Raw genomic sequence first — 18,127 nt, forward strand, 5'->3', positions numbered from 1 at the left:
AAGCAGCGTCTCCCGGACAGCAGATTCCGGGGGATTCCCATGAAGATCGATAACAGCATCTCCAACTACTATTTCTCGCAGCGCCGCGCCCATTCGGGAACGGTCATGCCGCTCGAAGAGAAAGCCAGCATTGACGCGCTTCCGCGGCTTTCGCCGACCATAGCGCCGGCATCCGCGTCGGCCTCGGCTTCTCTGTCGAGTGCCCTGTGGAATAGCGCGACCCGGGAAGAAGAAGCCAAGCCGTCGATCAGAACCGACGAAGAAACAGCCTCCGGAGACTCGGTCAGCGACGAGTTCCTGAAGCGCGCCAGGATGAGCCTGGCGGAACAGATCCGCGCGCAAATTCTCGAGGCCCACGGCATCAGCGAAGACGATCTCAAGGCGATGGATCCGAAACAGCGCGAAGCGATTGAGGAGGAAATCCGCAAGGCGATCGAGCGCGCGATGGGCGTCGAAAAACAGCGTGATGATGCCGCGTCCGATATCGCCGACGGAAGCGCCGCAGCCTGAAATAAACTCGCCTGCAATCTTCAATTTTTCCTTATGCCGGGGTCGTCTGCGGCCAGGTGATCGCGATCGCGATCACCTGGCCGCAACAGCTTCATCGATGTCGACGATCAGATCATCCGGCTGAAGAAAAGCGCGTGGCAGAAGGCGCAACGACCAGTGACGAGCCGGCGACCGGCGGTGAGAGCGTTTCCGGTTTAGACGGGGCAGCAGAAACGCTCTATCTCCTTGTTCTTACGTATTTCCTGGCGAAAAGCCGCTGCCCACCTTTCCTGGAAATTCTTAGACCATCTCCGCCGCCATCCGACCGACGTCGGCAAAGACAGTGTTCAATTCGGCGAGTGGCGCCGTGGCCTCGGCAATATAGACCGCAATCAACAACGGCCCCCGCCCTTCCGGCCAAACGATGGCGATATCGGACGCCGAGCCGGTGGAATTCGTTCCCGTCTTGTCGCCGACCTTCCAGCCCTTCGGCAGACCCGCGCGGATGCGAAGGTCGCCGGTGGTGTTGGCAACCATCCACTCGATCAGGATTTTGCGCGACGCTTCGGTGAGCGCCGGGCCGAAGGCGAGATTGCCGAGCGTTTCCAGCATTGCGGCCGGCGTGGTCGTATCGCGCGGATCGCCTTTTGCGGCTTCGTTCAGCGTCGGCTCGTTGCGGTCGAGGCGTGTGGTCTCGTCGCCAATCGTGCGGAGCCAGGCGGTGAGCGCGGCCGGTCCGCCAAAATTTTCCAGCAGCAGGTTTGCCGCTGCGTTGTCGCTTGTCGTCATCGTTGCCGCACAGAGTTCGGCGATTGTCATGCCCTCGCCACCGATATGCTTCTCCGTTACCGGCGAATGGGCGATGATATCCTTCTGCGCCACGACGATGCGGCGATCGAGCTTTTCGGAACCCTGATCCGCGCGGGCGAGAGCGAATCCCGCCGCTAGGGTCTTGAAGCTCGAGCACATGGCGAAACGCTCGTTCTCGCGGCGGCCGAACGACACGTTGGTTTCCATATCGAGAACGGAAACGCCAAGTCGCCCACCGGTGCGCTTTTCGAGTTCGGCGAGCCGTGCCTCGGCGTCGTCGCCCGCGGCAGGGACGGCTTTTGCGACCGAACCGAAGGCGATTGAGGGATAGAGCAGCGCGGAGCCGACAAGCAATTGGCGGCGATTGATGAGCAGCGACATGTGTCCCTCCGTCGAGCGCCGTGCATATGGGCCGACGCTCTAACTGACTGTTGCAAAACATGCATTCGGATCGGCGCTGAGCCGAATCGATTGCTGCGCAGATCGCTAGGCGCCGATTGTGGCGTCCTTGTGCCTCCTTTTCCGAATAAGGCCGACGGCCCGAGCGCCCGGGTTCGTCGCTTGCGGCTCCACCGGATGGAATGGTATGAAGCCGCCGCAAAAAAGGGATAATGATCCGTGCGCCTGATCCGTTAGCGACGCTCACCGGCAAGAAAGAACCACCGACGCCAAAGCCGCCTCGCGGCACCGTTTGGCGTGGGCATTTTTTTGAAGGCCGATGAGAACGCCAACCGTGGAACCCATCGTTCTCCGGCCGTTTGCAGGATCATATCCATGACGACGACCAATTTATCCCTGCCCGAAACCGGTAGCCTGCGCGCTGGCCCGTTCGATCTCGGCTATCGCATTGAGGGCAGCGGTACGCCGCTTCTCGTCGTTGGCAGCGCCGTCTATTATCCCCGGACTTTCTCGGACCGTCTGCGCCAGCGGATAAAGCTTCATTTCATCGATCACTGCGGCTTCGCGCCGGCGCATGCGGCCTATACGCTCGATGATATCGGCTTCGACGTCGTGCTCGGCGATATCGAGCGGATGCGACGGCATCTCGGTCTCGATCGCTTCGCCATCCTCGGGCACTCCGGCCATGGCTACATGGCGCTCGAATACGCCAAGCGCCATCCCCAAAATGTGAGCCACGTGATCATGGTCGGCACCGGACCAAGCCATTCCGCGGACCACATGGCGCTTGCCGACAGCCGATGGGGGGAGATGGCAACACCTGAGCGCAAGGCGATCTTCGATCACGCGATGGCCGCGTTTGGCGCCGATATCGCCGCCCGACCGGAGGAGCGGTTCAAGTCGCTGCTCATCCGCCTTGGCGCCAAGAGCTGGCATCTGCCTGCCTTCGACGCGGCACCGCTATGGCGTGATGTCACCGTCAACAATCCCGTCTTCGACCATCTCTGGCGCGAGGTGTTTCGAGACATCGATATTCGTGACGGGCTCCACCGGCTTGCCATGCCGGTGCTCTTGGCACTCGGGCAATGCGATTATCTCGTTGCGCCGGCCGAGACCTGGGACGCCTATCGCCGGAACTTTCCGGATCTGACTGTCCGGATGTTCGAGAGAAGCGGCCACACACCGCAGCTTGAGGAAAGCGATCTCTTCGACGAGACGCTGCTTGCCTTTCTCGCTCGCTAACCGGGATTGCCAAGGGAAAGGCCCGATCGGGCCTTTCCTCCCACCCACACGTTGACCGGCGCCGGAAAGCGATTATCTAATGCTCCAGAAGCTATAGGTTTGGAGCATGGACATGTATTCGATCGGCGATCTCTCCCGCCGCACGGGCGTAAAAATTCCGACAATCCGCTACTACGAGCAGATGGGGCTGATAGCGGCTCCGGAACGCTCGGAAGGCAACCAGCGGCGCTACGAGAAGGGCGAACTCGAACGCCTCGCCTTCATCCGTCATGCGCGCGACCTGGGGCTTTCGATCGAATCGATCCGCGATCTGCTGGCATTGAGCCAGCATCCGGAGCGCCCCTGTGGCGAAGCGGACCGCATCGCCAAGGAACACCTGATCACCGTGCGCGAAAAAATCGCCCAGCTGCAGAAACTGGAGAGCGAACTCGAGCGCATCGTCGCCTGCAACGGCGACCACACGATCGGCGATTGCTATGTCATCCGTGCGCTTGCAGACCATTCGATGTGCGGCGGCGACCACTGAGCCCCGGCGCGGGGCAGCAGACTGGCGCCGACTTCGAACGGAGGTGAGACCACCCCTTTCCCAGCTCCGCGCAAAAATCACCGTTGACAAAAATGCGGAAACGGACAATCTACGCACATGATCAAGAACGCACCCATCTGCCGCGCGTATTTTTGGCTGTTCCCATAGGAGCGGCCTGCTGATCATTTTCAACAAGGCCGCCATCAGGCGGCTTTTGTTTTTCACGGCACCTGATGGCGAAAGTACCATGAGGAGCCGACAATGCTACAGACCGCCATCCCCTCTCTCCATCCGCTGCCATCGACGCGCCCGCCGATGGTGACGATCCGTTGCGCCAAGCAGCGCGACCTTCCCGAGCTGCGTGAAATGATCGCCGAGCTCGCCGCCCATCATGGCGACGCTGCCCCGATCACCCCGGAACAGCTCGAGCGCGACCTCTTCGGCCGCAGCCCCTGGATCACGGCACTTGTCGCGGAAGCCGGCAACCGGTTGATCGGCTACGCCATCCTCGTGCCTGTCTACCGGGCAGCGGAAGGCGCGCGCGGCATGGAACTGCATCATCTCTTCGTGCGTTCCGACAATCGTGGCACCGGCATCGGCCGCCACCTCGTCGCCAAGGCCCGCGAGCAGGCAAAAATGGCCGGTTGCGATTACCTGTCGGTCAGCGCCGCGACCGGCAATTTCAAGGCACACCATTTCTACGAGTCCGAGCGCTTCGTGCCTCGCCCCGTCACCGGCATGCGCTATATGCAGAAACTTGGCTGAGGAGGAAGCGATGCGGCTTGCGATCGTGCTTCATGAAGGGTTTGCGGATTGGGAATGCGCGCTGTTGATGGCGACGGCGCGCGCTCACCTCGGCGTCGATATCGACGTCGCCACCCCGGACGGCGCGTCGGTGACGTCGATGGGCGGCCTCGACGTCTCCGCGCATCTGTCGATCGACGCGCTCGACCCCGCGGGCTTCGATGGCCTGGTGATCTGTGGCGGCGCGATCTGGGGAACCGCCGACGCCCCCGACCTCTCCGCCACGATTCGCTCCTTTCATCGGCAGGAACGGTTGGTCGCCGCAATCTGCGGCGGCGTCGATGCGCTGGCGGCGAGCGGAATTCTCGACGCCACGGATCACACCGGAAACAGCCCGGACAGCCTTGCCTCACTCCGTGGCTATCACGGCCACGGCTCCTATCGCGATCAACCACAGGCTCTCAGCTACAATCGCGTAGTCACGGCCGCCGGCACGGCACCGGTGACCTTTGCGGTTGAGATCTTTCGCGTGCTCGGCCTCGGCTCGCCCGAACTCGACGGTTATGCGGCGCTTTATGGCCGCGAGCATGCGGCCGCAACGACGGCCGCATGAGCAAATTAAAGCGCTTCGCGATCTCTACTGCATGTTTCCTTAAATCGTAGCCGATTTAAGGAAACATGCAGCAATTCAAAGTGCTACAATGACTTTTGCGCGTCTGATAAGACGCGCGGCGCTGTTGTATCCGCTTGCCGCGCTTCAAGTTCTTGTCTTTTGCGCGACATGCTTCGGCTATCAGAGCCAAGTCGATATGTGCTCAAGCGGCTTCTTCACCTTGCCGGCGACGGGTACGGTCGCGTCGGGCGCGGGATAACCGACCACCAGGATCAGGAACGGCTTTTCGCTGTCCGACCGCCCACAGATCTCGTTGAGGAAATTCATCGGCGCCGGCGTATGGGTCAACGTCGCCAGCCCGGCATGGTGCAGGGCCGTGATCAGAATGCCGGTAGCGATGCCGACGCTTTCGTTGATGTAGTAATTCTTCTTCATGTCGCCCGGGTTGGGGCCACCGCGCTTCTGCGAGAAGATGGTAATGAGATAGGGCGCCGTCTCCAGAAACGGCTTGTCCTCATCGGTGCCGAGAGGCGCGAGCGCGTCGAGCCTTTCCTGCGGTGCCTTCTGCTGATAGAAGACGCGCTCCTCCTCTTCGGCCGCTTCACGCACCCTCGCCTTTATCGCCGGGCTTTCGATGACCGCGAAATGCCAGGGCTGATGGTTCGCACCGCTCGGGGCGGTACCGGCTGCCAGCAGACAGGTCTCGATCACCGGGCGCGGCACCGGACGTTCGCTGAAATAGCGCGTGGTGCGGCGGCGGTTGACGTCCTCGTAGAATTCAGCCGCACGCGCCGCCATCTCCTCGGGGCTGCGCTCGATCCATTGGTCGTGGGGCAAGGTTTCATGGGCACGCATGGCAAGTCTCCTCCTACAGCGCCGCGCGTCTTATCAGACGCGCCAAGGTCGCTGTAGCACTTTGAATTGCTGCATGTTTTTATCCTTGAATCGAATACGTTTTAAGGAAACATGCAGTAGTTCCAGGAGACGTTAGAGCGTGCCGGCCGCCCGGAATCAAGCGACGCGAACTACCCTTCAGAGTGCGGGTACGGCCTTGAGATAAGCGGCAATCGCCTCGCGATCGGCGGCGGTCAGCTTGGCCATATTCTTCTGGACCTCGACCATGGAGCCACCGACGGAATCGAATTCCGGCGTGAAACCGGTTTCAAGATAGGAGGCGATGTCGGAAGCGCTCCAGCCGCCGATACTCTTTGAGCCCGGCGTGATATCGGGGATGCGTCCCTCACCTTCCGGGTTCGGCGCGCCAGCCAGCCACTGGCCCGGCTCGAAGCCACCGAGCGCGTTTCGTGGCGTATGGCACTCGCCGCAATGACCCGGCCCTTCGACCAGATATTGGCCGCGCGCCAGCTTCGGATCGGCGGCATCGATCGCCACGCGTGGCGTGTCGGTGAGGAACAGCAGCTTCCAGCCGCCGAGCGCCAGCCGCATATTATAGGGGAACGGCAACTCGTGGCCCGGCGCGACATCACTGCTCTTCGGCAACGTCTTCATGTAGCGCCAGAGGTCGTTGATATCCTTCGGCGTCATCCGCGCGTAGGAGGCGTAGGGAAAGGACGGATAGAGATGTTCGCCGTTTCGCCCGACGCCCCGCGTCATGGCGTTGCCGAACTCGGCAAGCGACCATCCGCCGATACCGGCTGTTTCATCAGGTGAGATATTCGGCGCGTGGAAGGTGCCAAATGGGCTCTTCAACGGCGGCCCGCCGGCAAGAACCAGCCGGGCGTCGCCCTCGCTGCCGCGCTTTGCATGACAGCTGACGCAGCCGCCGGCCCAGAAAATCTGCTCGCCATTGGCCAGATCCGGTTCGCCGAGACCCTCCCAGTGATCGGCCGCCCAGGGCGCGGGCTTGGTCAGCCACCAAAAGGCCGCACCGCCGACAAGCCCCAGAAACACCAGACCCGAGACCAGCTTTCTAATCCGTCGGCCCATCAAGCTCCCTTTCAGCTGCACCCCTCAACCCGAAAGGTTCGCTCACACTCAAAACAGCGCGGCAAACCGCTACGAGCCTGGCGCGCCCATTATTGTGACAACGCGATGATGCGCCGACAAAGCCGGCGCATCATCTGAGAATTTCGGGGAGAACGACCTATCGTCAGTTCTTCTTCAGGCGATAAGTCTCATGACAGCTGCCGCAATCCTTGCCGAGCACGCCGAGTGCCGCACCGACCCCAGCCTGATCAGCAGGGAGCTGGGCGAGCACGGCGTCGGTGTCAGAACCGAGCTTGGCCGCCTTGGCTTTGAAATCGTCCATGTTCTCCCAGATCTTCGGGCTTGCTTCCGTCTCCAAACCGGTTTCGGAGCCAGCGGGGAAATGGTCCGGGAATACCTTGACCGTCTCGGAGATGGTTGTCAGCGACGCCTTGACGATCCCGGCGTCATAGGGCTTTTCGCCCTTGGCGATTCCACCGAGCGCACCAGCAGCCTGACCAACCTTCTTCATCAGAGCCTGACGAACCGCCTGCGGTTCGTCAGCCGCAGTCACGGCTGTAACGCCAAGCCCAGCAAGGGCGGCAGCAAGCATAATGGCGCGTATCTTCATCATGATCTCCCGGTCATTCGAATCCGCCTGTGCGGCCTTCGTGTTGAATGCGCCGGCATGATGTCATTTTAGCCTTTCGACGGAAGTAACATTTTTTTGATGTCCTTGTCACAACAGCATAATTTGACGCGGCCACGCGATTCTTGATCGTCTCGGCCCCATCATCCTATAACATGACTTCTATAGTCATGTTTGTACTTGGCGACTCTACCGTCTGCCAGCCCACCCCTGCCAGACGGTGAAGGCTGCGACCAGCACCAGAACAATGCCGGCGATGCGGCCGATCAGAACGGTCGCCCCGGGGCTGCCGACGAGAAAGTCGCGACCGCGACCGGCGGCGAGCGCCAAGCCGCCATAGACGGCAAGCTGGGTGGTGGCGATCATCAACGCCATGACGGCCGCCTGTGACCATACCGGCCCGAATTGCGGCTTCAGAAACTGCGGATAGACCGCCAGCATGAAGAGATAGGCCTTGGGGTTCATCAGGCTGGTGAGTGCACCCTGGCGAAAGCTCGCCCAGCGCGACAGCCGTCCGGTGCCGTCGATACCGCCGATGGTGATGGAACTGCGGATGAGGGAAAACCCGATCCAGGCGATATAGGCGGCACCGCCGATGAGCAGCACGTTGAAAAGCTGCGGCACCAGATGAAGGATGACGCTGACCCCGAGGGCCGCATAGAGCGTATGCAGCACACCGCCGGCCATGATGCCTGCTGTCGCCGACAGGCCGGAGGCTCGACCGCCGGTCAGCGAGTTCGCCAGCACGAAGATCATATCCATACCCGGCACGATGATGATGCCGAAGAGAAGGGTGAAGAAAAGCCAGAGATTTTCCGTGTAGCTCATGTCAGTTGTCCGAGATCCGTTCGATCGTTGCCTGAGCGGATTGCTTATTTTTCAATCCGTTGTCCAATGTTATAAGCGTCGTCAACTGACAGGGTCTTGTCAGGAGCGTTTTGGAACGGCGGAGTTTTTTCGATGCGCAAGGCCTCGCGCCTGTTCGAGATCATCCAGATCCTGAGGCTCGCCCGAAAGCCGGTGACCGCCGCTGAAATGGCCGAGGCGCTGGAGGTGACGCCGCGCTCGATCTATCGCGATATCGCTGCCCTTCAGGCCATGCGCGTGCCGATCGAAGGTGGTCGCGGCATCGGTTATATCCTCCGCCCCGGCTTCGACCTGCCGCCGCTGATGTTCTCGATCGAGGAAACCGAGGCGATCGTGCTGGCTCTGGCGCTGCTTGCGCGCACCGGAGACGAGGAGTTGAAGGCGGCAGCCGGCCGCGTCAACCAGAAGATCACCGGCGCGGTGCCAGAACCGCTGCGCCTCGCCTTTCGCTCCCAGGCGCTGCACGCCTGGGGAACGGTGGCGCCCTCGCCCGCCGGCGTCGATCTGGCGCTGGTGCGGCGGGCGATCCGGGACGAACGCAAGCTCGGCATCGACTATCGCGACGAACTCGGCCGCGCCACCGAGCGGAGGATCCGGCCGATCGCACTGATCTATTATTCGGAAACGGCCAACATCGTCGCCTGGTGCGAACTACGCCAGGCGATCCGCAACTTCCGCGCCGATCGGGTCGAACATTGCGAAGCCACTGACGACTTTTTTCCAGGCCAGGGCGAAGGTCTGCGGGACCTCTGGATCAGCGGCTGGCGGACACAGCCAGGCGGGGCGTAACCGTCTCCAACTGGAGTGTTCGATCCGTTTCGCGGCCGTAGCCGCGGATTTCCATTCTATCCGCATGGATCTCGACGATCGCATAGGCTGTCGTATCCGGCGTCTCGACCATGCCCTTGATATTGACGAAATGTGTGCCGTCGAGCAGGCCGTAATTGCCGTCGTGGTTGTGACCGCAGAAATAGGCGACGACGTTTTCGAAACGACCGAAGAGATCAACGATGCGCTGGCTGTCCCACATATTGTGGGCGTTCGCCGGATAGACCGGGTAGTGGCCCATGACGACCACCTGCTCGCCGGCAGCCTCCGCCTGGCGCAACGTCTCTTCCAGCCAGGCGAACTGAACGTCGCCGAGCGCGGCATTCCAGGGATGGGCGTTATCGGCCCCTTGCGATTTCAGCGTCTCGATCCACGTCTCGGCCGCGGTCAGGCGCGGGTCGCTCGCCGGCGGGGCAAAAAGGCTGACCTCATTGCCGTCGATCAGCACAAACCGCCAGCCGGCCGTCGCAAACGCCAGATAGGGGGCGGGCATGCCGACTCGGCCGAAAACCTGTTCGAGCCTCTCCGGATCGACCTGGAAATCATGATTGCCGAGCAGAAAATGCCGGGGATGCCGCAACTTTTCATAGAGCGGCAGAATGGCGTCAAAGCTCTGCCAGTCGCGGTCGATAATATCGCCGAGCGTGACTACGAAGGCCAAATCTTCGCCGTTGAAGGCGTCGACCGCTTCGGAAAGCTTGGCAAGGCTGTTGGCATAATAGCGGCCGAGAACGAGATTGGGTTCTCTGGCGGCATATTGCGGGTCGGCGATGACGCCGAAGCGGAGGAGAGGCGATGTGTTTGCGTGCATGGCGCCTCTCCCTAGCGCCGTGCGATGACACTTTGGTGACGGCGGGCCACCCCAGGCCCGATGCCGCCGCAAACGAAAAGACCCGGCGCAAGCGCCGGGTCTCGAAGTCCATACTAGCGAAGCCTTACTTGGAAGCCGCTTCGTACATTTCGAGCACGTAATCCCAGTTGATCAGGCTGTCGACGAACGCCTCGAGGTACTTCGGACGGGCGTTGCGATAGTCGATGTAGTAGGAATGTTCCCAGACGTCGACGCCGAGGATCGGCGACGCGCCGTGAACGAGCGGGTTCTCGCCGTTCGGGGTCTTGGAGATTTCGAGCTTGCCGTTCTTGACCGAAAGCCATGCCCAGCCCGAACCGAACTGGCCGGTGCCGGCGGCGATGAAATCGGCACGGAACTTGTCGTAGCCGCCGAGGTCCGACTTGATGGCTGCGTCGAGCTTGCCCGGCAGGCTGGTGCCGCCGCCACCCTTCTTCATCCACTTCCAGAAGTGGATGTGGTTGTAGTGCTGGCCGGCATTGTTGAACAGCGGCTGGTTGGTGCCATAGGACTTCTTGACGACTTCCTCCAGCGAGAGGTCGGAGAGACCGACTTCCTCGGCAAGCTTGTTGCCGTTGGTCACGTAAGCGAGATGGTGCTTGTCGTGGTGGTACTCGAGCGTCTCGCGCGACATGTAGGGCGCCAGCGCATCGTAATCATAGGGAAGGTTCGGCAATTCGAAAGCCATGTGGGCATCTCCTCTTGGCATGGGATTTCATCACGGAAATCTGTGAGCGGGAACATAGGCACCGGCCTTGACGGAGGCAACCGATGCAATGCCAAATTTTCCTCAACCCACGGAATATACTTTCAAGATCATTTTGAAAGCGCGAGCGCCCGAGCACATTCGCGCCACGTTTCGCGGGCAGCGTGCGCGCATTGCAACCATTTGAGAATAGGACTGTCCATGCTGCATCGCCCGATCCTGACCCTTGCCCTTGTCGCCGCAACCGGATTTGCCGCGACCGGCGCGCATGCAGCCTCCGGCGATGCCTGGGAAGAATTCCGGGCCGACGTTTCGGAGAAATGCACCGCGGCGGCCCCGTCGCTCGATAAGCCGGTGGTCGTCGTCGACCCGTTCGGCTCCGAGAGCTTCGGGCTGGCGCTGGTCAGCGGCAAGCCGAAGGGTGCGGAAAATGCCGTGACCCAGATCTGCGTTTACGACAAACAGAAGAAGACGGTGGAAATCGGCGGTGAACTGGCAGCCGACACCGTCACCGTCGTCGCACCGGCCGCGGACAAGTAGGCGACCGCCAACGATCATCGGCATTCACGAGCGTTCGCCGACAAGCGGTCCGGCTCCGGCCACCGAGCAACCGAGCAACCGGCCGGAAACCACTTCACCCAGCGCTACAAAGGGTTGCGAATCGCAACCGCTACAATTACCGGCAATTCTCCAGCCGGAGATTGCCATGAAACCGATACGTATTGCTTCTTTCGCCCTCGCCCTTACGACCCTAGCGTCCTGCGCACCAAGCCAGGGCGAGTACGAGAAAATACAGACGGCAGTTCAAGGCAGGCCCGCGCTTCAGCGCGCGATCGTGAAGGATTGCATCAGCAAGAGATGGTCGAAATCCGACCTGGAAACTGGCGCGTTGCTCATGAGCGTTCCGGTCAACAAGGTCCAGGCGCTGACCTGCAAGCGGTTGACGAGCGCTCTGGCATCGGGTCGGCTGAAATATGCTGACGTGCGCCCGGGCCAGCCGACGGTCAACCTCATCAAGATCGTGCAGGGACGCTAGGCAGTCTTTCAAGACCCAAGGGCGCCGATGGCAACCATCGGCGTTCTTCCATCCAGCCATTGCCACCATCGACTGACGAACGAACAGGGAAGCAAAACGTAAGGCGCTAAAGGACATCATGGAACATCAGACACTCGACAGCCTGCGCAAAACGATCCTGACCGCTTTTCCTGATCTTGCGGGGTCGACATTTGCGCTCGCGACCGCCGGCTGGCATTCGACCGCCGTCGATGTCGATGACCGCCTGATCTTCAAGTTCCCGCGGCATGAGATCGCGGAGAAGGCGCTGATCAAGGAAGCGTCCCTGCTTTCGGCAATCCGCCCCAATGTGTCGATGGCCGTCCCGGATCTTAGACTCCACAACGGACCGCCGCTTTTCTCGGTGCACGGCAAATTGAAGGGCGAGCATCTGGTAACAGACGACTATGTCGCCCTCACCGAACCGGAGCGCCGCCGCCTCGGCCGGGACCTCGGACAGTTTTACGCCGAGCTGCACCGGCTCGACGATGGCGAGATTGCGGCTGCGGGCGCCGGACCGGTCGAGCAATGGCAAACGGTGGAGGCGATCCGGGGCAAGGCCTTGCCGGCTCTTCCAACAGACCTTGGCACGCTGGCGGCGGAAACGGTCGAAGCCTTCGAGCGCCTGGGCCCCGACCCTCACGGCTCCACCTACGGCTTCTTCGATGGCCATGGCTGGAACATGGCCTTCGACCATGGGGAGCGCCGGCTCAACGGCATCTATGATTTTGCCGATTCGGGAATTGGCCCGCTTCACCGCGAGTTCATCTATTCGAATTTCATTTCGCCGGATCTGACGGCGCGAATTGTCGAAACCTACGAAGAGCTGACGGGTCGAGCCCTTGACCGGCAGCGCATCGCGGTGCTGACCGGCATGCATCGGCTGTCGGAGCTTGCCGAACTCGTCGACGATCCGGAGCATGCACCGACGATGCTGCGCAGCGTCGAGACCTGGGCCGCAACCATGGCGCGGGTATCGTAACCCGCGCCCGGCGCGGACCTTCTCAGGCGTCCTGGCTTGAATGCGCCCAATCCATGTAGAGATCGCGTGCCTTGGCGCCGATCGGCCCGGCCTGCAGGTCGCGGTCGTCGAGGCGGGTCACCGGCAGGACCTTGGAATAGTTGCCGGATGTGAAGATCTCGTCGGCGGCCTCGAAATCGGCCATCGACAGTGTCGCCTCGACGACCTCGAACCCGGCCTCGCGCAGCAGCGTCATGACGCGGAAGCGGGTGATGCCGGCAAGGAAGGTGCGGTTGGCGGCCGGCGTGAACACGACGCCATCCTTGACCAGGAAGACGTTGGACGAGCCGGTTTCGGCGATATTGCCAAGCATGTCGCGCACCAACGCATTGTCGAAGCCGCGCGACCGCGCCTCCGTCAGGATGCGGGCATTGTTAGGGTAAAGGCAGCCGGCCTTGGCATCGGTCGGCATGGATTCGAGCGTCGGCCGGCGGAACGGCGAGAGCGTCAGAGAAGAGCCGCCATGGCCGTTGCCCATCGGCGCTTCGAACAGGCAAAGCGCAAAGCGGGTCGATTCCGGGTCGATGGCAACGACGCCGGCCGCGCCATGCTCGGCCCAATACATCGGCTTGACGTAAAGCGCGGTCTGGCCGTCAAATTTCTTGGCGCCTTCCCAGGTCAGGGCCTCGATCTCTTCCGGCTTCATCGTTGGCTTCAGTCCGAGCGCCGTTGCCGAGCGGTTGACGCGCTGGCAATGCAGGTCGAGGTCCGGCGCGATACCGTCGAAGAAGCGGGCGCCGTCGAACACGGTCGAGCCCAGCCACATGGCATGGGAGGTCGGGCCGATCAGCGGCGGATTGCCGGACAGCCATTCGCCGTCGACATAGGTCCAGGTCACTGAGCGGGGGGATGTATCGACGGCCATCGGCGTCTCCTTCACGTTTTATCTTCCGTATCTTCCGCCATAACTCGAAAAAGCAGCATGGGGGTGAATGGGTACATCAAAAAATGTCATGGCGTCCATTCTGGAACGGTCGGGGGCCACATGCCAGAATGGCCCTCGACAGCCAAGGAGCCCTGCCCCGATGAAAGCCATGTACTACGACACCTTCGAGAAGACGCCCGAGATCCGCACGCTTCCCGATCCAACGCCGACCGAAAACGGCGTGGTCGTCAAGGTCGAGGCAACAGGTCTGTGCCGCTCCGACTGGCATGGCTGGATGGGGCACGACGCCGACATTCGCCTGCCGCACGTACCGGGCCACGAGCTCGCCGGCATCGTGACCGCCACCGGCCGCGGTGTGATGCGCTACAAGGTCGGCGACCGGGTAACCGTGCCCTTCGTTGCCGGCTGCGGCCGCTGCGGCGAATGCCGCTCGGGCAATCAGCAGGTCTGCGAGGCGCAGTTCCAGCCGGGCTTCACCCATTGGGGCTCCTTTGCCGAATATGTCGCGCTCGATTTCGCCGACCAGAACCTGGTGCACCTGCCGGAGAGCATGGACTTCAAGACCGCCGCCAGCCTCGGCTGCCGGTTTGCCACGTCGTTTCGCGCCGTCGCCGACCAGGCACGGGTCAAGGGCGGCGAGTGGGTGGCGGTTCACGGCTGCGGCGGTGTCGGCCTCTCGGCCATCATGATCGCCGCAGCGCTGGGCGCGCACCCCATCGCGATCGACATTTCCGAAGACAAACTCGCCTTCGCCAAAAAGCTCGGCGCAGTCGCCACGGTCAACGGGCGCGATACGGACGATGTCGCCGGCGCGGTGAAAGAGATCACCGGTGGCGGCGCCCATGTCTCGATCGATGCGCTCGGCCATCCCGTCACCTGCTTCAACTCGATCAAGAACCTGCGCCGGCGCGGCCGCCACGTTCAGGTCGGCCTGATGCTGGGCGATCATGCGACGCCCGAAATCCCGATGGCGCAGGTTATCGGCCACGAGCTCGAGATCTATGGCAGCCACGGCATGCAGGCGTGGCGCTACGACGCCATGCTGTCGATGATCGCCGGCGGCAAGCTGCAGCCGCAACAGCTGATCGGCCGCGAGATCTCGCTCGAAGAGGCGATCCCTGCCCTCGTCTCGATGGACCGCGCTACCGATCTCGGCATCAGCGTGATTACCCGGTTCTGAAGGAGGAAATCCCAAAGCCTGTTTGCTTTTAACTGCGGATGCGATTTTGCCCTTAAGTCAGAACCGGTTTCAGGGCAAAATCACCACAGGAAGAATCACGACGAGGTCCTGTCATGGCGCTAGCGGCAGCTGCCACCGGGGAAGAACTCTACAGCCCTGTTCTCGATGCCAATCCGGCCCATCCGATCGGGTGGCCCATCCGGATGATCATCAGCTCTCAAACCGAGGCCCGGCACAATCGGGTGCTCTGGGCACCGACGCACCTAATCTCGATGCGAGCGCCGGCGAGCCGGCTGCTGTCGATGATCGAACTGCCGCCGGAAAGGCACCTGGAACTCTATTTCGGCGACGCCACTGACCCCGATGCTCCCGATGCCGCCCGGCCGGACGCGATCGAGGCGGCCTTCCGCTTTATCGACGGCCTGCCTGAAGACGCGCATCTGCTGATTCACTGTCTGCGCGGCATCGGTCGCGCCACGGCGCTGAGCCTCGGCATTCTTGCCCGATACATGTCGCCCGAAGAGGCGGCCGCGGCGTTGCATGCGCTGCGACCGGAGGCCAAGCCAAACCGGCATGTGGTCGGGCTCTGCGACACGGCCCTTGGGCTCAAGGGAAAGCTTGCCAAACAGGCCCTGCGTTTCCCCGCGAAGGTCTGGAAACCCGGCAAAGGCTGAGGCCCGGTGGCGCAATGTCGTTGTGCAACGCACAAATCTTTGACATGATCGCGCAAAAGAACGGTATTCGCGGCGTGCCTGCACCGGAACAATGCGATAAGCCTTTGTTTTCGGCCACGCTTTGACGGGATAAGACATCTTGTCCCGCCGTGTGGCCGGGATGACGGACGGGAGGAAAGAATGTCCCACGCGGCCTATGTGTTCGATGCCTATGGCACGCTTTTCGACGTGCATGCGGCGGTTCGGCGCCATGCCGCCGAGATCGGCCCCGACGGACAGGCATTTTCCGAACTCTGGCGTGCCAAGCAGCTGGAGTATTCCTGGGTGCGTTCCCTGATGGGCGCTTATCAGGACTTCTGGCAGTTGACCGAGCAATCGCTCGACTACGCCTTTTCCCGTTTCCCTTCTGCTGACCGCAAGCTGAGGAAACCGCTGCTCGATGCCTATTGGACGCTCGATTGCTACCCCGAGGTTCCCGCTGTTCTGAAAGGGCTGAAGGAGCGCGGAGCGCGGCTCGCCATCCTTTCCAACGGCTCTCCGGACATGCTGGCTGCAGCGGTGCGCAACGCAGCGCTCGAGATCGTCATCGACGACGTCTTCTCCGTCGACACGGTGAAGACCTACAAGGCGGCGCCGGCGGTCTATGACCTCGTCACCACCCGGTACCGGCTTTACCCGCATGCGGTTTCCTTCCAGTCGTCTAACCGCTGGGACATTGCGGGGGCGACGAAGTTTGGCTTCCGCACGGTCTGGATCAACCGGGCCGATATGCCCGACGAATATCGGGATCAGGGGCCGGCGTTGATCCTGCCTTCGCTGGAAAGTCTGCAATTCGGTATCTGAGGATCTGTCTCCATGGCCTGGTCGGCGTCGCAATACCTGAAATTCGAAGACGAGCGCACACGACCGGCACGCGATCTGCTGGCCCAAGTTCCGGACCTGCCGTCGGGCGCGGCGTTCGATCTTGGCTGCGGCCCGGGAAATTCGACCGAACTGATCCACCAGCGGTTTCCGGACGCCTCCCTCTCCGGCCTCGACAGCGACGAAAACATGCTGCTGGCCGCCGCCAAGCGGCTGCCAGGCCTGACCTTCGAGAAGGCTGATCTGGCGACCTGGGTGCCGCCCGAAGGCGTTTCGCTGTTCTTCGCCAATGCCGTCTTCCAGTGGCTGCCCGGTCACCTCGACGTGCTGGAAAGACTGACCGCTTCGCTTGCGCCCGGTGGTACGCTTGCGGTGCAGATGCCCGACAATATCGACCAGCCGACGCATGTGCTGATGGAAGAAACGGCCCGCGGCGCCGACTTCGCCGGTGCCTTCGAGGGCCGAACGATCCGCCGCAATCCGTTGCCGGCACCGTCGGCCTATGTCGAGCGCCTGTCGCGACATGCGCCCCATATCGAGGTTTGGCATACAATCTACTATCACCGGCTGGCGAGCGCCGAAGCGATCGTCGAATGGGTCAAGGGCACGGGGCTGCGCCCCTATCTCGATGCGCTGCCGCCGGAGCGACGTGACGCCTTTGCCGCGGCCTATACCGACCGGATCCGTGACGCGTATCCGGCAATGAGCGACGGCCGGGTGCTGTTGCGTTTTCCCAGGTTCTTCGTCGTCGCCGTCAAGACCGACTGAGGCAGATCAGACAGAACGGCGCCCACACGGATTTCGACCCGGTATACGTCGCGGGCTATGCATCAGATCCGTTCTACCAGGAAGTCGATGAAGGCGCGGATGCGGGCAGCGAGATGTTCGTGGCCGGCGTAGACGGCGTAGACCGTTTCGATCTCGTCGGGCCGATAATCCTCCAGCAAGGCGACCAGCCGGCCTGCGGCCAGATCCGGCTCGGCATGGAAGCGGCCGATCCGGCCGATGCCGACACCGGCGAGACAGAGCTGCTGGACGATCGCGCCGCTCGAGACCTGCAGGTTCCCGACGACGGACAGAAGCTCGACCGCGGTTTGGCCGGGAACACGAAAGGCCCACTCGTCGACGCTGCGGCGGAAATTGAAGCGGATGCAATTGTGATTTTCCAGGTCGGCCGGCGTCTGCGGCACGCCGTGTTTGGCAAGATAGGCCGGCGACGCGATCACCACCGGCCGGCTCTCCATCAGCTTGCGCGCCTTCAGCGACGAATCGCGCAAGGGGCCGGTGCGGATCGCGACGTCGGCGCGTTCTCCAACCACGTCGATCAGGCTGTCCGTCAGGGTCAGATCGAGCCGCACTTCCGGATAGCGCTCGAGAAACTCGGGCGCGAGCGGCAGGATGTAGCGCTCGCCGAAGCCGACCGATGCGTTGACGCGCAGAAGCCCGCGGGGAGATAGCCGGCCGCCGGCTGCGACCAGTTGTTCGGTCTCGGCGATCTCTGTCAGAATGCGTTGGGCGCGTTGCAGGTAGACTTCTCCCTCCGGCGTCAATTGCAGGGTCCGGGTCGAGCGCACAAGCAGACGCGTGCCAAGCCGGTCCTCGATCCGGGTGACCAGCTTGCTGACGGCGGACGGCGATAGCCTCAGCCGCCGGCCAGCGGCGGAGAAACTGCGCGTTTCGCAGACGGCAACAAAGACCTCCATTTCACCGGCGCGGTTGTCCATCAGACACCTTTGAATTCAGTTCACAGTCGTTTATCCGATTATACGGATTATCGCGCAAGCTCTCCACCCTCATATTCC

At 62.1% G+C, this 18,127-nt stretch carries 22 protein-coding genes; 13 read left to right on the plus strand and 9 right to left on the minus strand.

Annotated features, from left to right (window positions below):
• Positions 1-39: 39 nt before the first annotated feature.
• A complete protein-coding gene (locus tag ABIE33_RS03240; RefSeq protein WP_429121306.1) occupies positions 40-510 on the plus strand; it encodes a hypothetical protein in 471 nt (156 codons plus the stop codon).
• Between the two features lie 279 nt (positions 511-789).
• On the opposite strand, the gene bla is transcribed toward ABIE33_RS03240, so the two are convergent.
• The gene (gene bla / locus ABIE33_RS03245; RefSeq protein ID WP_429121308.1) at positions 790-1,680 is read right to left on the minus strand and encodes a class A beta-lactamase; all 891 of its coding nucleotides are present in this window, start codon (positions 1,678-1,680) and stop codon (positions 790-792) included.
• Between the two features lie 393 nt (positions 1,681-2,073).
• Between bla and ABIE33_RS03250 the strand changes: the two genes are divergently transcribed.
• The 4 genes from ABIE33_RS03250 to ABIE33_RS03265 all read left to right on the plus strand — a co-directional run bounded on the left by ABIE33_RS03250 (position 2,074) and on the right by ABIE33_RS03265 (position 4,823).
• A complete protein-coding gene (locus ABIE33_RS03250; RefSeq protein ID WP_429121311.1) occupies positions 2,074-2,940 on the plus strand; it encodes an alpha/beta fold hydrolase in 867 nt (288 codons plus the stop codon).
• Between the two features lie 112 nt (positions 2,941-3,052).
• The gene (locus tag ABIE33_RS03255) at positions 3,053-3,466 is read left to right on the plus strand and encodes a MerR family transcriptional regulator (protein WP_429123072.1); all 414 of its coding nucleotides are present in this window, start codon (positions 3,053-3,055) and stop codon (positions 3,464-3,466) included.
• A 261-nt stretch (positions 3,467-3,727) separates the two neighbouring features.
• Entirely contained in the window at positions 3,728-4,231 is a 504-nt protein-coding gene (locus ABIE33_RS03260; RefSeq protein WP_173419327.1) for a GNAT family N-acetyltransferase, read from the plus strand.
• A gap of 10 nt (positions 4,232-4,241) precedes the next feature.
• Complete coding sequence (locus ABIE33_RS03265) at positions 4,242-4,823, plus strand: DJ-1/PfpI family protein (protein ID WP_429121313.1); 582 nt, start codon at positions 4,242-4,244, stop codon at positions 4,821-4,823.
• Positions 4,824-5,003: 180 nt separating this feature from the next.
• On the opposite strand, the gene ABIE33_RS03270 is transcribed toward ABIE33_RS03265, so the two are convergent.
• The 4 genes from ABIE33_RS03270 to ABIE33_RS03285 all read right to left on the minus strand — a co-directional run bounded on the left by ABIE33_RS03270 (position 5,004) and on the right by ABIE33_RS03285 (position 8,226).
• Positions 5,004-5,678 carry a nitroreductase family protein gene (locus tag ABIE33_RS03270; protein ID WP_429121316.1) on the minus strand — a complete coding sequence of 225 codons (675 nt, stop codon included), beginning with the start codon at positions 5,676-5,678 and terminating at the stop codon, positions 5,004-5,006.
• A gap of 177 nt (positions 5,679-5,855) precedes the next feature.
• Positions 5,856-6,770 (minus strand): c-type cytochrome, encoded by a 915-nt coding sequence (locus tag ABIE33_RS03275; RefSeq protein ID WP_429121318.1) that lies wholly within the window; start codon positions 6,768-6,770, stop codon positions 5,856-5,858.
• 163 nt (positions 6,771-6,933) lie between these two features.
• The gene (locus ABIE33_RS03280) at positions 6,934-7,380 is read right to left on the minus strand and encodes a c-type cytochrome (protein ID WP_429121321.1); all 447 of its coding nucleotides are present in this window, start codon (positions 7,378-7,380) and stop codon (positions 6,934-6,936) included.
• Between the two features lie 207 nt (positions 7,381-7,587).
• Positions 7,588-8,226, minus strand: a complete 639-nt coding sequence (locus ABIE33_RS03285; RefSeq protein WP_429121323.1) for a LysE family translocator — start codon at positions 8,224-8,226, stop codon at positions 7,588-7,590.
• A gap of 132 nt (positions 8,227-8,358) precedes the next feature.
• On the opposite strand from ABIE33_RS03285, the gene ABIE33_RS03290 reads away from it, so the two are divergent.
• Positions 8,359-9,054, plus strand: a complete 696-nt coding sequence (locus tag ABIE33_RS03290; protein ID WP_429121326.1) for a helix-turn-helix transcriptional regulator — start codon at positions 8,359-8,361, stop codon at positions 9,052-9,054.
• Here ABIE33_RS03290 and ABIE33_RS03295 read toward each other — a convergent pair.
• Both ABIE33_RS03295 and ABIE33_RS03300 read right to left on the minus strand, forming a co-directional pair.
• Entirely contained in the window at positions 9,020-9,904 is an 885-nt protein-coding gene (locus ABIE33_RS03295) for a metallophosphoesterase (RefSeq protein ID WP_429121329.1), read from the minus strand. The two genes, ABIE33_RS03290 and ABIE33_RS03295, sit on opposite strands and share 35 nt — an antisense overlap.
• Positions 9,905-10,028: 124 nt before the next feature.
• Complete coding sequence (locus tag ABIE33_RS03300; protein ID WP_429121331.1) at positions 10,029-10,631, minus strand: superoxide dismutase; 603 nt, start codon at positions 10,629-10,631, stop codon at positions 10,029-10,031.
• Between the two features lie 222 nt (positions 10,632-10,853).
• Between ABIE33_RS03300 and ABIE33_RS03305 the strand changes: the two genes are divergently transcribed.
• From ABIE33_RS03305 to ABIE33_RS03315, 3 genes are all read left to right on the plus strand, one after another.
• Positions 10,854-11,189 carry a hypothetical protein gene (locus tag ABIE33_RS03305; protein WP_429123074.1) on the plus strand — a complete coding sequence of 112 codons (336 nt, stop codon included), beginning with the start codon at positions 10,854-10,856 and terminating at the stop codon, positions 11,187-11,189.
• A 166-nt stretch (positions 11,190-11,355) separates the two neighbouring features.
• Positions 11,356-11,685, plus strand: a complete 330-nt coding sequence (locus tag ABIE33_RS03310; RefSeq protein WP_429121333.1) for a hypothetical protein — start codon at positions 11,356-11,358, stop codon at positions 11,683-11,685.
• 118 nt (positions 11,686-11,803) lie between these two features.
• The gene (locus ABIE33_RS03315) at positions 11,804-12,685 is read left to right on the plus strand and encodes a phosphotransferase family protein (RefSeq protein ID WP_429121336.1); all 882 of its coding nucleotides are present in this window, start codon (positions 11,804-11,806) and stop codon (positions 12,683-12,685) included.
• Positions 12,686-12,707: 22 nt separating this feature from the next.
• On the opposite strand, the gene ABIE33_RS03320 is transcribed toward ABIE33_RS03315, so the two are convergent.
• On the minus strand, positions 12,708-13,589 hold the full coding sequence (locus tag ABIE33_RS03320) for a branched-chain amino acid aminotransferase (protein ID WP_429121339.1): 882 nt from the start codon (positions 13,587-13,589) through the stop codon (positions 12,708-12,710).
• A 160-nt stretch (positions 13,590-13,749) separates the two neighbouring features.
• Here ABIE33_RS03320 and ABIE33_RS03325 point away from each other — a divergent pair, with 160 nt between their 5' ends.
• The 4 genes from ABIE33_RS03325 (at position 13,750) to tam (ending at position 17,093) form a co-directional block, all read left to right on the plus strand.
• The gene (locus tag ABIE33_RS03325) at positions 13,750-14,790 is read left to right on the plus strand and encodes a zinc-dependent alcohol dehydrogenase family protein (RefSeq protein ID WP_429121341.1); all 1,041 of its coding nucleotides are present in this window, start codon (positions 13,750-13,752) and stop codon (positions 14,788-14,790) included.
• 113 nt (positions 14,791-14,903) lie between these two features.
• The gene (locus ABIE33_RS03330) at positions 14,904-15,464 is read left to right on the plus strand and encodes a phosphatase (RefSeq protein WP_429121343.1); all 561 of its coding nucleotides are present in this window, start codon (positions 14,904-14,906) and stop codon (positions 15,462-15,464) included.
• A gap of 180 nt (positions 15,465-15,644) precedes the next feature.
• Positions 15,645-16,307, plus strand: coding sequence for a haloacid dehalogenase type II (locus ABIE33_RS03335; RefSeq protein WP_077504090.1), 663 nt, complete (start codon positions 15,645-15,647; stop codon positions 16,305-16,307).
• Positions 16,308-16,319: 12 nt separating this feature from the next.
• On the plus strand, positions 16,320-17,093 hold the full coding sequence (gene tam / locus ABIE33_RS03340; protein WP_429121346.1) for a trans-aconitate 2-methyltransferase: 774 nt from the start codon (positions 16,320-16,322) through the stop codon (positions 17,091-17,093).
• A gap of 62 nt (positions 17,094-17,155) precedes the next feature.
• Here tam and ABIE33_RS03345 read toward each other — a convergent pair whose 3' ends face one another.
• On the minus strand, positions 17,156-18,049 hold the full coding sequence (locus tag ABIE33_RS03345) for a LysR family transcriptional regulator (protein ID WP_429121348.1): 894 nt from the start codon (positions 18,047-18,049) through the stop codon (positions 17,156-17,158).
• Positions 18,050-18,127 lie beyond the last annotated feature (78 nt).

This window comes from Ensifer sp. 4252, assembly GCF_050434565.1.
Lineage (GTDB): Bacteria > Pseudomonadota > Alphaproteobacteria > Rhizobiales > Rhizobiaceae > Ensifer.